Genomic DNA, 13,052 nt, shown 5'->3' with positions numbered 1-13,052 from the left:
CGATCCGGGCCTGAGACGACGACGGCGCCGCACCGTGTCGACGTGGTCGATACGGTGCGGCGCCGGGCGCGCAGCGAGGTGCGGCTCAGAGCTCGTGCAGCGGCTTCGGACCGCTGGCGATCTCCTGCTCGAGCCGGGCCTCATCGACCTTGCGGCGACGAGATCGGCGCTTGTCGTTGACCAGGCACAGAGCGATCGCCACGCCGAAGAGCACGACGAGCGGCGCGGCGAGGTAGAACATCGAGATCGCGTCACCGCCGGGAGCGGCCAGGGCCGCAATGACGGCGATGCCGAACACCGTGATCCGCCAGTGCTTGACGATCGTGCGGCCGGGCAGCATGCCGAGCATGTTGAGGCCCACGAGCAGCACCGGGAGCACCAGAGCCGCGCCGAAGGCGAGCAGCAGACGCAGCACGAACGGGATGTACGTCTGCGCCGGGATCATGTTCGCGCCGGCCTCCGGGGTGAACCCGAAGAAGAAGATGACGGCCTGAGGCAGCACGAGCCAGCCCAGGAAGATGCCGAGCAGGAACAGCGGGATGGCCGCGGAGAGGAAGCCGATCGCGTACTTCTTCTCGTTGCGCTTCAGTCCGGGGACGATGAACGCCCAGATCTGGTAGAGCCACACCGGCGAGGACACGACGACACCGATGAAGAACGCGACCTGGAGCATGACGTCGAAGGGCGCACCCACCGTGTCGAACGTGACAGCGGAGAGCTGTCCCTCGCCCGAGGCCTCCGCGATCGGCTTGGTGACCGTCTCGAAGACCGGCTTGTAGACGATGAAGCCGACGACGGCGCCCAGGACGACCGCGATCGCGGCCTTGATCAGCCGGTCGCGCAGCTCCTTGAGATGCTCCTTGAGCGGCATCTCCCCGTTCGGGTTCTTGGGCTTCTTCGGCTTCCTGCGTCGCCCGCGCGTGCGTCCGGGGGCGTCGGCGCGCACCTGCTCGGCGCGGTCGGGCTCCGCCTCGGCGGAGATCCCGCCCTGGGCGACGGGGGCCTCGTGCGGTGTGGACTGTGAGGTCATGGATTCAGCGACACTCCCTGATCCGACGGATCAGCGGACGTCGCCGTCGGCGCTGTGCGAACCGGTGTCGCCGGCCTGCGGACGCTTCTCGGCGTGGTTCTCCACGGTCTCGCCCGGAACGGTCTCGCCGGTGGCCTCGGAATTCGCCTTCTTCTCCTTGCCCTCGTTGCGCATCTCCTTCACCTCGGAGGAGAAGATGCGCATGGACTGGCCCAGGTTGCGGGCCATGGCGGGCAGCTTCGGCGCTGCGAACAGCAGCACGACCAGCACCAGGATGATGACGAGCTGCCACCCGTTGATCCCTGCGAGCATGGTGAGTTCCTTTCGTCGGTGGTCTCGGGGCTTAGCCTACCCGGCGGACGCGTCCGCCAGCGCCGTCAGAGCGGCGTCGATCCGCTCGCGTGTCTGGACCCGCAGCGCGGCGGGCAGGATGACCTCGACGTCGCCTCCGTGCGCGCCGACGAGGCCGTGCGCCACGGCGGCGTCGACGAGCCCGACCTCCACGAGTCGGGAACCGTCCTCGAGCCGGGCCTGCGTCACCGGCCCGTACTCGTCGGCCAGGTCGGCGATCCGGTGCGCGAAGCGCAGCACCGCGGTCAGTTCGGTTCGCTTGTGATCCGGTCGCGCCGTCGTCGCCACCGCAGCGTGCCGACGTCCCGGCGAGAAGGTCTCGTCGGTGGCCTCAGGCCGGGTGATCCGGTCGACCCGGAAGGTCCGCGCCTGCTCGGTGACGCGGCACCAGGCGGACAGGTACAGCCGCGGTCCCTCCTGAAACAGCTCGACCGGCTCGAGCACGCGGGTGCTGTGCCGGTCGCCGTGGACCGAGTGATAGGACACGCTCAGCACGCGCCGGTCCCGGACTGCCTGGTCGAGCACGCGGACCACGTCCGGGTCTGCTCGCACATCCCAGAACGTCGCCACGGCGGCCACCGATTCGGTGCTGGGCTCCGCGGCATCGGACCCGGCTCTCACGGGCGCCGGTGCCGGGCTCGCCGCTGTCTCGTCGTGACCGGTGCCGCTGTCGTTGCCTCCCTGGTGGGCGCTGGTGCCGACCGGTGCGTCCTCGCCCAGCAGCTCGACGCGGATCCGGTCCGCCGCGCGCCGTGCCGCCGGCCCCAGCCGGGGATCGTGATGCGGCATCTGCTCGACCGTGGCCAGGCCCGCGATGAGCCGGTGGGCCTCAGGACGGGTCAGCCGCAGCGGAGCATCGATGTCCTCGGCTTGCTCGATCCGCACCACGTCGCCGTCCTCAACGACCTCGAAGAGCCATCCGGCGTAGTAGCGTTCCGGCAGACCGCAGAAACGCAGCAGCTGCAGGTGCGTGGTGAGCTCGGCCTCGCTCAGACCGAATCGTTCACGCAGCTCGGCGCGCGTGACCCCGCCCTCGCGGTTGGCGATCCCCACAATGTCCAGGAACCGCGCGGCCCAGTCCAGTGCGGAGGAGCGTCGGCGTCCCCGCTTGGGCGGACGCATCTGCTCGACCGCGCGCAGCACCGCTTCGTCCGGGGACCCGGCATGGACGCGGCGGGCCTGCTCCCACCAGCGGCCCAGACGCTGACGTGCCGACGAGGCCTGAGCATCGGGCAGGGCCCGACCGAGCAGCTCGCCGAGCATCTCCTCCAGCCCGTCGTGGGCGGGCACGGGGATCTCGTAGGCCTCCCAGCCCGGTGCCGGCGCCTCGTCCTCGGCGCCGGGCGCGGGCACGCCGGCGACCCGTACCGACTGGGCGCGTCCGGGTTGGACCCACACGCGCAGGGTGTCGGCCTCCTCCTCGCCCCGCAGCCGGTCGTGCACCTCGCGCAGGGAGAAGTCTGGTCCGGGCAGGCTCATCTGCTCCGCCGGGTCGCCCTGCTCGGGCCGCGGATCGGTCTCGATCCGCGAGAGCCGGAAGGTGCGCGAATCGTGCCGATCCGCGTCCCAGCCGACCAGGTACCACTGACCGGACACGCGCACCGTGGCCCAGGCGCGCACCCGCCTCCGAGACAGGGCGCCACGGGCGTCGCGGTAGTCGAAGCCCACCCAGCGGCGCTCGACGGCCGCCGCCATGAGCGTGTCCAGCCGTGGCGTGGAACGGGGCACCACCCGCGGCATGACGGCCTGCTGCGTCGGTGCCGACGACGGAGCGACGAGCAGCCCCACGGCGCGGGAGACGTCGCGTCGCAACGCGTCGTCGTCCCACACCGTGGCCGCCAGTTCGAGGGCGCGCCGCTCGGGTTCGTCGAAGTCGATCCGCGGCAGGGTCAGCGCATCGTGGTCCACCCGCAGCACCGGCTCCTCGTCATCGCTCTGCTGCTCGATCAGCCGCACGCCCAGCTCGGAGAGCACCCGGCGGTCCCAGGCGAAGAGCTTCTCGAAGGACTCGTCGTCGCCCTGATAGCCCTCCACCTCGCGGCGCAGCTGAGAGCGGCTGCGACCGCGCTCGTGGTACAGCAGCAGGCACAGCACCGAGATGACCCGCTCGACGGGGTCGAGCAGAGACCGAGAGGGGACGGCGGCGGCCACGTCAGCTCAGGAGACGGAGACGAGGTCGCAGACGAAGACCAGCGTCTCGTTCGGACCGATGGCCGATCCGGCACCGCGGGCGCCGTAGCCCAGGTGCGGCGGGATCTCGAGGCGGCGGCGGCCGCCTTCCTTCATCCCGATCAGGCCCTGGTCCCAGCCGGCGATGACCTGGCCCACGCCGACGGTCAGCGGCAGCGGGGTGCCGCGGTTCCACGAGGCGTCGAACTCTTCGCCCGTGGACCACGACACGCCGACGTAGTGCACCTGGACGGTGGAGCCGGGCACGACCTCGGCGCCGGTGCCGGGGATCAGGTCCTCGATCACGAGCTCGGTGGGCGGGTTCTCCCCCGGGAAGTCGATCTCGGGGCGGGTGCGGTCGTAATCGCGCTGTCCGAAGGACATGGTCTCTCTCCTGGTGATGGTGGGGTGCTCGAGGCGGTGTGCCTCGCAGCCGTGCGGCGGGGTCACCGCGTCGGTTCAGTCCTGGGGCTTCTGCGACGTCGGGGACTTCTCTGAGGTCTCCGGTTCCTCGGACGACTCGGCGCCCTCGTCCTGCTTCTCCGGCGAGGACGATGGGCTCTGCGCCTGACCGGACTCGAGGATGTCCACGACGAAGACCAGCGGCTCGTTCGGACCGATCTTCGGCGGGCTGCCCTGCTCACCGTAGGCCTGCTCGGCGGGGATGGTCAGCAGCACGCGAGAGCCGACCTTCTGCCCCTCGAGGCCCTCGGACCACCCTTCGATGACCCCGTCGAGCGGGAACGTGGCCGGCTGCCCGCGCCCGTACGAGGAGTCGAAGACCTGACCGTCCTTCCACGTGACACCCGTGTAGTGGACCGTGACCTGGTCCTGCGCGGAGACCTCGTCGCCGTCGCCTTCACGCAGCTGCTCCACCTCGAGCTTCTCGGGCTTCGCGGAGTCGTCCTTCGGCGGCGACCACAGGGTCTTCTCGACGCGGAAGACCACGAGCTGGTCCTGCGCGGCGCCCTGGGCTTGCCCGTCACCGCTACCGGGCACAAAATACGCGACGACCGAGCCGGGCTTGGCCGTGCGCAGCGCCCGGTAGAGGACCGCGTTCTGTTCCTTGAGCTGGCTGTCGACGGTGAAGACCTCGGATGGGCCGGCGAAGTTGTCGGCCTGCTGCTCCCCCGTTTTCGGGTCCACCGCGACGCTGGACAGGGCGACGATGTCGCCCTCGCTCACCTGCTCGCCCGTGCCCTCGGCGAGCACGCGCGTGCTCGGCTCCTCGGCCTTCAGCGGGGTCTTCGCCTCGATCTTCGGCTTCTTGCCGTCCATGGAGAAAGACAGCGAGGACAGCGCCTCGGTGTCGCCGGAGCCCTCACCCTGTGCGGCCGGCTCGTAGGAGTCTTTCTTGCTGGCCTCGTCCTTCTGCTCGTCTCCGCCCTCGGACGCCGACGCATCCTGGCCCTGACCATCCTCCTTCTGCCCGGACGCGCCGGCCTCGGAGTTCTCCACGGCGGAGGAGGTGCCCTCGCTCTGCTCGGACGCGTTCGGGTCTTCACCGGCGCCGCAGGCGGTGGCGAACAGCAGCGCGCTCAGGCCCAGTGACAGGGCGCTCAGGCGGCGCCGGGCGCGGGTCCCGTCGCGGTGGGGTCGGCGGATCTGTGTGCTCATGGGCCCCACCATAGCGACGCTGCCGCGATCATGACCTGCCCGAGACCGGCGCGTCGATCAGATCGAACAGCCAGTCCAGGCACGTCTGGTCCGTGTCGAAGGGGTCCTTCAGGCTCAGCGCGTGCCGCGGGTGCTCCTCGAGTTTCAGGTGTGTCCAGTCCACCGTGTACGGCAATCCCCGCTCCCGGGCCCGTGCGATGAAGGCGGCCCGCACGGCCGCGCGCGTCGTGGAGGGAGCGTGAGCGACGGCGTGCTCGATCTGCGCGTCCGTCACAACGCGCTCGACCTGCCCGGCCTGGCGCAGCATCGAGAAGAGCCCCCGGCCTCGGGTGATGTCGTGGAACGCCAGGTCCATCTGGGCCAGGCGGGGCGCGTCCCAGTCCAGACCGTGTCGACGGCGGTAGCCCTCGAGCACGCGGTGCTTGATCGCCCAGTCGATCTCCCGGTCGATGCCGGTGAAGTCCCCCGAGTCGACGGCCTGCAGCGTGCGGGACCACAAATCGAGCACGCGGGGCACCGCGTCGTGGTGGGCGCCCTCGGCGTCGACGAAGCGCTGGGCGTGCTCGAGGTAGCGGCGCTGCAGGTCCAGGGCCGTGGTGACGGCCGAAGAGCGCAGCTCGATCGCGGTGCGTCCGGTCAGGTCGCGGCTGATCTGCCGAATGGCCTGCCGTGGATGGCGCAGCTCGGTCTCACGCGGTCCCCGGCCGGCCTCGAGCATGCGCAGCAGCAGGTCGGTCGCGCCGAAGCGCAGCAGGTGCGTGGGCTCGGCGAGGTTCGAGTCGCCGACGATCACGTGCAGACGCCGGTACTTGGACGGGTCCGCGTGCGGCTCGTCCCGCGTGTTGATGATCGGTCGCGCTCGCGTCGTCGCCGAGGAGACGCCCTCCTCCATGAAGTCCGCGCGCTGGCTGAACGCGAAGTGGGCCGCCCGTCCCGTGCTCGACTCCGCGTCGGACGGGTGCGTGCCGGGCACGACACGGCCGGCCCCGACCAGCAGCTGGCGCGTCACCAGGAAGGGCACCAGTGATTCGGCGAGGCGTCGGTACTCGGTGCCCCGGCGCAACAGGTAGTTCTCGTGGGATCCGTAAGAATTGCCCGCGGAGTCGACGTTGTTGCGGTACAGGTGGACGCTGCCGCCGATGCCGTCCCGGGACATAGCGTCCTCGGCCTGGGCAGCGAGCTCGCGGAACATGGCGTCGCCGGCCGCGTCCTGCGCGATCAGCTCGGTCAGGCTCGAGCACTCCGCGGTCGCGTACTCGGGGTGCGAACCGACGTCGAGGTAGAGCCGAGCCGCGTTCGGCATGAACACATTGGACGAACGCCCCCACTCCACGATCGAGCGGAACAGGTACCGGGCGACCTCCTCAGCCGGCAGCGGCCGGCCCTCGGGGTTCCAGTGATGGAGTCCGTACTCGGTCTCCAGCCCGAGGACGCGTCGGGTCTCGGAGCTCACTGGCCGCCCTTCTGCACGAAGCCCTTCACGAAGTCCTCCGCGTTCGTCTCCAGGACCGAGTCGATCTCATCGAGCAGGCCGTCGAGGCCCGCGCTCTGCTGCTGGGCCCGCTCCTGACTCTGGCCGACGGCCTCCGGGACGGCGGTGGGCTGCCCGGCAGCGTCCTGGGTGCTCGCGCTGCGCTGCGGCTCCTGCGGGCTGAGGTTCTGCTGGGCCATGGTCGCCTCCTGGCGCTCGGGGACGGGACGCGGCGGCGCGGACGCGCTCTGCGCCCGGAACCTGCCGCGACCTCGAGCCTACGCGTCGCCGCGGCGCCGGTGCCAGGATGGACGAATGCGCTTGTGGACCCTGCACCCCCGCTATCTCGACCGCCCCGGCCTCACCGGTGCCTGGCGTGAGGCCCTGCTCGCCCAGGCCGTCCTCGCGGGCCGGACCCGGGGGTACCGCTCCCACCCGCAACTGGAGCGCTTCCGCGCTCAGTCGCGCCCGCTCGAGTCCGTCGGCGCTTTCCTGACGGGGCTGGCCGAGGAAGCGGCCGCGCGCGGTTACCGCTTCGACCGCACCCGGATCGACCAGCCCGCGGGCCTCGGCCCTGGCGGCGGCCTGGCGGAGCACCTGCGGATCGACGCCACCACGGGCCAGCGCGACCACGAGTGGCGTCACCTGCGCGCCAAGCTCGCCGATCGCAGCCCCGAGGTGCTCCGTCGGTGGGAGGCTGAGCACGTGCCCGAGCTGCACCCGATGTTCCGGCTGTGCCCCGGTCCCGTCGCCGCCTGGGAACGTCTCTGATGGCCCCGGCGGCGCGGGCCTAGTCCCTCCTCGTCGCGAGCAGACGCTCGAGTTCCTCGCGAAGTCGTCGGGGGTTCGGGCGCGGCCCACGGTCGTCGTCGTGCCACCACGCGGGCAGCTCGGCTGCTCGACCGCGCAGCGGTTCGGCCAGGCTCAGCCGCCACAGGGGTGCCTGCGGCTCGAGCCGCAGCAGCAGCGAGTCCCACGCGGCGCCCACGACCTGGCTCGAGTGCGCGGCAACGAGGTTGCCCCGCAGCCAGGCGCGCGTGGTGCGCGGCGGGCGCTGCACGGCCGCCGCGATGCGCTCGGGCTCCGCCAGCTCGCGCACCGTCCCCGAGGACGCCAGACGGGCGTGCAGCCCCCGGCTCGTACTCAGGTCCGCGTATTGCAGGTCGGCCATCGCCAGGCGCGGGTCGGCCCACCCGGTTCCGGCGCGGTCGATCATGCCGCGCATCAGACGCAGTTTGGCGGCCCAGTCGACGCGGTCTGCCAAGCGCAGCGGATCGGTTCGTGCGTCCTCCAGGTCCTGCTCCCAGGCCCGCAGCAGACGGTCCGTGGCCGCGTCGGCGCCGAAGCGAGCACAGTGCGCCCGCGCCGCCGCACGGTACTCGGCCAAGATCTGCACCCCGCTCAACTCGACCCGCTCAGCGGATGTGCCGTCGGCGGACCACCGACGGGCGGGGACGCTCGCGCGCAGGCTCGGGTCCCGGCTGATGGTCCGCAGCGCGGCGACCGGGTCGAGCAGCTCGAGCCGCGGAGCGGTGCCGGCCTCGGCCATCGCCAGGACGAGGGCCGTCATGCCCATGCGCAGCCACGTCGCGTGCTGACTCAGCGTCGCATCGCCGATGATCACGTGCAGCCGTCGGTACGCATCGGCGTTCGCGTGCGGTTCGTCGCGGGTGTTGACGATCGGTCGGTGGATCGTCGTCTCGAGGCCGATCTGCTCCTCGATGTAGTCCGCGCGCTGGCTCAACTGGAATCCAGGCTCCTCGCCCTCGGCGCCCATGCCGACCCGGCCAGCGCCGACGAGCACCTGTCGGGCGGCGAAGAACGGCAGCAGCACGGCGGCGAGCTCGTCGAAGTCGAGCGCCCGGGCGACGAGGTAGTTCTCGTGGGCCCCGTAACAGGCGCCCTTGCCGTCGACATTGTTCTTGTACACCCGCACCTGGGCGCCGTGCTGCGTCGCGGCGATGTGCTCGGCCGCCGCCTGGGCGATCCGGTCCCCCGCGGCGTCCCAGACCATCGCCTCCCACGGGTTCGTGGTCTCCGGAGCCGAGTATTCGGGGTGGGCGTGGTCGACGTACCAGCGGGCTCCATTGGCGAGCACCGTGGAGTTGAGCAGGTGCACGGGCTCGCCGTCGGGGCCCACGAGCGCCTCGTCGGTCAGCTGGCTCGGGTGGGCCGCCGAGCGGGGCATGCGCCAGCCCCGTGCGTCGATCAGCGGGGACTCCCCGGTGTAGTCCCACTCGGTGCCGGCGACGGGCAGCCCCGACCGCGTGGACAGGTCGGCGTAGGCGTTGACCAACTCGACCGAGAGCACGGTGTGCCGGGCGTGCGGGTTCGTCGGGGCGTGGATGCCGAACTCCGTCTCGGTGCCCATCACCCGGTGCACACCCCAGCCGGCCGCGTCGCGGCCGCCCGGCGGCACGTCCGGCATGCCCGCGGCCAGGCCCGGCGCCTGGCTCTCCCACGCGGGGAAGGACCCCGGCCGGTGGGACGCGGAGGCAGGCCCGGACAGGGACTGGGGCGTGGTGCCGCGCACCGACCAGCTCATCGCCCCGCCTCCTGCTCGCCGAGCACCCGCAGGCTCGTCAGTCGAGGACCGCGCCAGCCGGCGGTCTGGGCCCACTGGTCCACCGAGACGGCGGCGAGCATGTCGCGCTGGTCGTCCTGGACCGCAGCCACGGCCGCCAGCAGATGCTCGGTGCGCACCCCGCGCGCCGCCTCGGCGCCGTCCGCGTCGATCAGGTCGCGCACCGCGTGCCGCTTGGCCCGGTCCACGACGTCGGCGACGACGGCGCCGGAGACCAGGTCCGACAGGTGCACGATGTGTTCGGCGCCGGTCACGTCGGTGAGCTGACCCAGCGCCGCGGCACGGTCGCGCGCGTAGAGCGCGTCCACGGTCCGTTCGATCATCCGCGTCCGAGCCGCCTGCCGCGATCCGGCGTGGGCGACCTCGTCCGGGTGCACCGGGACCTGATCGCTCAGGTGCGTGCCCATGATCTGCGCGGCGCCGTCGCGGTCCGGCCGCGCCACGCGGATCTTCACGTCGAGGCGTCCGGGCCGCAGCACGGCAGGGTCGATCATGTCCTCACGGTTGGAGGCGCCGATGACGATCACGTTCTCGAGGGACTCCACGCCGTCGATCTCCGCCAGCAGCTGCGGCACGATCGTCGTCTCCACGTCCGAGGACACCCCCGAGCCACGTGTACGGAACAGGGCCTCCATCTCGTCGAAGAACACCACGACGGGCGTGCCCGAGTCCGCCTGGGCTCGGGCGCGTTCGAAGATCAGCCGGATCTGGCGCTCGGTCTCGCCGACGTACTTGTTCAGCAGCTCGGGACCCTTGATGTTCAAGAACAGCGGCGGGCGCCCGCCCTGGCGGTGCTGTGAGAGAGACTGCGCGACGGCCTTGGCCAGCATCGTCTTGCCCGTGCCCGGCGGACCGTAGAGCAGGATCCCCTTGGGGGCGCGCAGCCCGTGCTGCCGGTACAGCTCGGGGTGCAGGAACGGGATCTCTACGGCCTCTCGGATCTGGGCGATCTGCGCGCCCAGCCCGCCGATGTCCGCGTAGGTGACGTCCGGGACCTGCTCGAGCAGGACGTCGTCGACATCGGAGAGCTCGACGCGTTCCACGGCCCACTCCTGCCGGGAGTCCAGCCGCACCGCATCGGCCCGGCCGAGCGTGACGGCCTCCAGGTCCGGGCCGCAGGCCACCACGCGCTCCGTGTCCCCGCCCAGGTCCACCACGAGGCGACCGTCCTCGCGGCGTTCGCGCACGCGGGCCAGGGGCCCGGCCGTCATGGGACCGGCCGTCCCCACGACGAGGCTCGACTCGTCCATGAGCACCTCGTCGCCCGGTCGCAGGGACGCGGGGTCGACCAGCGGAGAAATCCCGACCCACAGGCGACGGCCGTTCTGCACCACGTCCGCTCCCCCGCGGGCCACCGCCTCGGCCTCGACCCCGGTGCGGGCGGCGCGGGGTGCGTGCACGGCCAGCAGCGTCGCGACGGTGAACGGCGGGGTGGTCGCCGTCTCCAGCGCCTGCTTCAGCTCGGTGATCTCCTGCCGCGTCGCCTCGAGCAGCTCCACCATCCGACGGTTGTTGCGTGCGGCGGCCTCGAGCTGTCGACGCAGCCGATCGGCTTCGATCCGGGCCGAGTCCCGGCGCGGCTGGTCCTGCGTCCCGGGCACGCTCATGCCTCCTCCCCCGGCAGCGCCCGCCCGAACGCATCGACGCCCTGCTCGGCCGCACGAGCCCGGCGGGCCGTCAGGCGGGCCTCCTTGAGGTTCTTCCGGGCCTTCTTGTCTGAGCGGGGGCGCTCGCCGAGGGCCTGCGGCGTCCATCGGGACTCGTCGGAGGGGGTCCAGGCTTCGACGTCCTCGCGGGAGAACCCGGAAACCTTGAGCCGCTTCTTCATGGTCAGGGCCTCCTCGCCGGAGGCCAGACGGCGTGCCGTGAGCAGGAACCCGGTGTGGGCCACCATGCGGTGATCGGGGCGCACCGCCAGTCCGTCGAGGTGCCAGCCGCGTTGCAGCGTCTCGTTCGCCTCGATCTGCGTGAACTTCCCCGAGGCGCGGATGGCCTCGGCGACGCGGGAGAGCTGCGTCGCGGTCGCCACGTAGTTCAGCCACACGCCGCCGGGAGCGAGCACCGTGGCCACGGCGTCCACGCACTCCCACGGCGCCAACATGTCCAGCACCACGCGGTCCACCGTGTGCGGCTCGTGGACCTCAAGCATCTTCTCTTGGGCGTCCCCGACGTGGATCGACCATGCCGGATGATCGGCCCCGAAGAACGACTCGACGTTGGCGCGGGCGATCTCCGCGAACTCCTCCCGCCGTTCATACGAGTACAGCCGCCCCTGGTCGCCGACGGCGCGCAGCAGCGACATCGACAAGGCGCCTGAGCCGACGCCGGCCTCGACGACGGTCGCACCGGGAAAGACGTCCGCCTGCTGGACGATCGCCCCGGCGTCCTTCGGATAGACGACCGTCGCCCCGCGCGGCATGGACAGCACGAAGTCGTTGAGCAGCGGACGCAGCACCTGGTAATCGCGCCCCGAGGAGTTCGTCACGACGACGCCCTCGGGCCCGCCGATCAGATCGTCATGGCGCAGCACACCCTGGTAGCTGTGGAACTCTCCGCCGGGGATCAGCGTGATCGTGTTCAGTCGGCCCTTCGCGTCCTTGATCTGCACGCGCTGGCCCGCGCGCAGCGGTCCGCGGCGGGCGCTGACTCCGGTGGGGTGGGTCATGACGTCTCTCTCCTTCGGGGGCCGCGGCCGGCGGGCCGCGACAGGGTCGGCAGGGCTGCGCGCGGGAGCACCCCGAGCACGCGGCCCTCGTGGTCCAGGACGACCCACTGCGCAGTCTCCGTGCCGCGCAGCCGGTCGATCAAGTCGGGTCCGGCCGCCGAGAGGCTCTCGGCGACCACGAGCGCTCCGGGGCCCAGAGCCACGGCGGCGGCCCCGAGGGGGGTGTGCGCCGCCTGGGCCTCGGGCACGCGGGCCAGGGCCGCCGCGTCGACGAGCCCGACGGGGCGGTCATCGTCGGCCAACACCACGAGCGTCTGCGCGCCGGCCAGCGTGCGGGCCTGAGCCACGCTCAGGTGCGCGGAGACAGCCCGGGCCGGTCGGATGTGGGCGGCCACGTCCAGGGCCTCGGCGCTCAGTGCGTCCTTGCCGTGGCGTACCGCGTGTCCTGCCCCCTGCCACAGCGTCGCGCACACCGTGGCCAGGACCGCGAGAATCCACCACGACGGGGCCGTGACGCCGGGCAGCAGGGGCGGCACCAGCACGGCGACGACGAGGCAGACCGCCACCACGCGACCGGCCTGGCCCGCCACGACCAGTCCGCGCGCCCGAGACCCGGTGCGCGTCCAGACGGCGGCCTCGACGACCCGTCCCCCGTCCAGTGGCGTGCCCGGCAGCAGGTTGAACCCGCCCAGCAGCAGGTTCGCCCACGCGGTCATCTCCAGCAGCAGTCGCGGGACGGGGCTCGGGTCGAACACGGTCAGCACCGTCCATGCGAGAACCCCCACCACGAGGTTGGCAGCGGGACCGGCCACGGCGACGAGAACCGTCGCCCGCGGCGAGGCGAGCGATCGGCGGAACTGAGTGTGCCCGCCCCACAGGGTCAGGACGATCTCCTCGGCGTGCTGGCCGTGCCGGGCGCCGGCCCAGGCGTGGGCGGCCTCGTGCACGAGCACGGACGCCGCGAGGCACACCGCGTAGCCGGCGGCGACCGCGTGGCCTGCCGGGCCCAGCCCGCCGGCGGCGAGCCGAGGGCCGAACAGGAGCATGATGACCCCGGCGATCAGGAACCAGGACCAGGACAGGCGCACGGGCGTGCCGGTCCCACCGGGCGCCGCGCCTGCCCCGCCGAAACGGAGGACGCCGAGCGGGATCCCATCGATCAGCC

At 72.1% G+C, this 13,052-nt stretch carries 12 protein-coding genes; 1 reads left to right on the top strand and 11 read right to left on the bottom strand.

Going from position 1 to position 13,052, the window contains the following annotated elements; translation table 11 throughout:
• Nucleotides 1–85 precede the first annotated feature (85 nt).
• The 7 genes from tatC to HDA30_RS03935 all read right to left on the bottom strand — a co-directional run bounded on the left by tatC (nt 86) and on the right by HDA30_RS03935 (nt 6,838).
• Nucleotides 86–871 carry a twin-arginine translocase subunit TatC gene (gene tatC / locus HDA30_RS03965; protein ID WP_158496178.1) on the bottom strand — a complete coding sequence of 262 codons (786 nt, stop codon included), beginning with the start codon at nt 869–871 and terminating at the stop codon, nt 86–88.
• 189 nt (nt 872–1,060) lie between these two features.
• Entirely contained in the window at nt 1,061–1,342 is a 282-nt protein-coding gene (gene tatA / locus HDA30_RS03960) for a Sec-independent protein translocase subunit TatA (RefSeq protein ID WP_158495921.1), read from the bottom strand.
• A 36-nt stretch (nt 1,343–1,378) separates the two neighbouring features.
• Complete coding sequence (locus HDA30_RS03955; RefSeq protein WP_184241168.1) at nt 1,379–3,532, bottom strand: WYL domain-containing protein; 2,154 nt, start codon at nt 3,530–3,532, stop codon at nt 1,379–1,381.
• Between the two features lie 6 nt (nt 3,533–3,538).
• Nucleotides 3,539–3,934 carry an FKBP-type peptidyl-prolyl cis-trans isomerase gene (locus tag HDA30_RS03950; protein ID WP_184241167.1) on the bottom strand — a complete coding sequence of 132 codons (396 nt, stop codon included), beginning with the start codon at nt 3,932–3,934 and terminating at the stop codon, nt 3,539–3,541.
• A gap of 75 nt (nt 3,935–4,009) precedes the next feature.
• Entirely contained in the window at nt 4,010–5,167 is a 1,158-nt protein-coding gene (locus HDA30_RS03945; protein WP_184241166.1) for an FKBP-type peptidyl-prolyl cis-trans isomerase, read from the bottom strand.
• A 28-nt stretch (nt 5,168–5,195) separates the two neighbouring features.
• On the bottom strand, nt 5,196–6,620 hold the full coding sequence (pafA, locus tag HDA30_RS03940; protein ID WP_184241165.1) for a Pup--protein ligase: 1,425 nt from the start codon (nt 6,618–6,620) through the stop codon (nt 5,196–5,198).
• Nucleotides 6,617–6,838: a ubiquitin-like protein Pup gene (locus HDA30_RS03935; protein WP_184241164.1), complete on the bottom strand. Its 222-nt coding sequence runs from the start codon at nt 6,836–6,838 to the stop codon at nt 6,617–6,619. Before HDA30_RS03935 ends, pafA begins: the two co-directional genes overlap by 4 nt.
• Nucleotides 6,839–6,953: 115 nt before the next feature.
• On the opposite strand from HDA30_RS03935, the gene HDA30_RS03930 reads away from it, so the two are divergent.
• Nucleotides 6,954–7,409: a pyrimidine dimer DNA glycosylase/endonuclease V gene (locus HDA30_RS03930; RefSeq protein WP_184241163.1), complete on the top strand. Its 456-nt coding sequence runs from the start codon at nt 6,954–6,956 to the stop codon at nt 7,407–7,409.
• Between the two features lie 19 nt (nt 7,410–7,428).
• Here HDA30_RS03930 and dop read toward each other — a convergent pair whose 3' ends face one another.
• The 4 genes from dop to HDA30_RS03910 are packed head-to-tail and all read right to left on the bottom strand — an operon-like array spanning nt 7,429 to nt 12,975.
• Complete coding sequence (gene dop, locus HDA30_RS03925) at nt 7,429–9,183, bottom strand: depupylase/deamidase Dop (protein WP_246418695.1); 1,755 nt, start codon at nt 9,181–9,183, stop codon at nt 7,429–7,431.
• Nucleotides 9,180–10,829, bottom strand: a complete 1,650-nt coding sequence (gene arc / locus HDA30_RS03920) for a proteasome ATPase (protein WP_184241162.1) — start codon at nt 10,827–10,829, stop codon at nt 9,180–9,182. Before arc ends, dop begins: the two co-directional genes overlap by 4 nt.
• Entirely contained in the window at nt 10,826–11,887 is a 1,062-nt protein-coding gene (locus HDA30_RS03915) for a tRNA (adenine-N1)-methyltransferase (protein WP_184241161.1), read from the bottom strand. Before HDA30_RS03915 ends, arc begins: the two co-directional genes overlap by 4 nt.
• Nucleotides 11,884–12,975: a site-2 protease family protein gene (locus tag HDA30_RS03910; RefSeq protein ID WP_343059293.1), complete on the bottom strand. Its 1,092-nt coding sequence runs from the start codon at nt 12,973–12,975 to the stop codon at nt 11,884–11,886. The genes HDA30_RS03915 and HDA30_RS03910 overlap by 4 nt, the downstream gene beginning before the upstream one ends.
• Nucleotides 12,976–13,052: the final 77 nt, after the last annotated feature.

The organism is Micrococcus cohnii (assembly GCF_014205175.1).
Classification (GTDB): Bacteria; Actinomycetota; Actinomycetes; order Actinomycetales; family Micrococcaceae; genus Micrococcus; species Micrococcus cohnii.
This window is presented reverse-complemented; position numbering and strand designations above follow the sequence as displayed.

Bases quoted from the DNA above. Each gene is read 5' to 3' on its own strand.
- tatC (WP_158496178.1), bottom strand. From the start codon at position 871: ATGCCGCTCAAGGAGCATCTCAAGGAGCTGCGCGACCGGCTGATCAAG.
- tatA (WP_158495921.1), bottom strand. From the start codon at position 1,342: ATGCTCGCAGGGATCAACGGGTGGCAGCTCGTCATCATCCTGGTGCTG.
- HDA30_RS03950 (WP_184241167.1), bottom strand. From the start codon at position 3,934: ATGTCCTTCGGACAGCGCGATTACGACCGCACCCGCCCCGAGATCGAC.
- HDA30_RS03945 (WP_184241166.1), bottom strand. From the start codon at position 5,167: ATGAGCACACAGATCCGCCGACCCCACCGCGACGGGACCCGCGCCCGG.
- HDA30_RS03935 (WP_184241164.1), bottom strand. From the start codon at position 6,838: ATGGCCCAGCAGAACCTCAGCCCGCAGGAGCCGCAGCGCAGCGCGAGC.
- HDA30_RS03930 (WP_184241163.1), top strand. From the start codon at position 6,954: ATGCGCTTGTGGACCCTGCACCCCCGCTATCTCGACCGCCCCGGCCTC.
- dop (WP_246418695.1), bottom strand. From the start codon at position 9,183: ATGAGCTGGTCGGTGCGCGGCACCACGCCCCAGTCCCTGTCCGGGCCT.
- arc (WP_184241162.1), bottom strand. From the start codon at position 10,829: ATGAGCGTGCCCGGGACGCAGGACCAGCCGCGCCGGGACTCGGCCCGG.
- HDA30_RS03915 (WP_184241161.1), bottom strand. From the start codon at position 11,887: ATGACCCACCCCACCGGAGTCAGCGCCCGCCGCGGACCGCTGCGCGCG.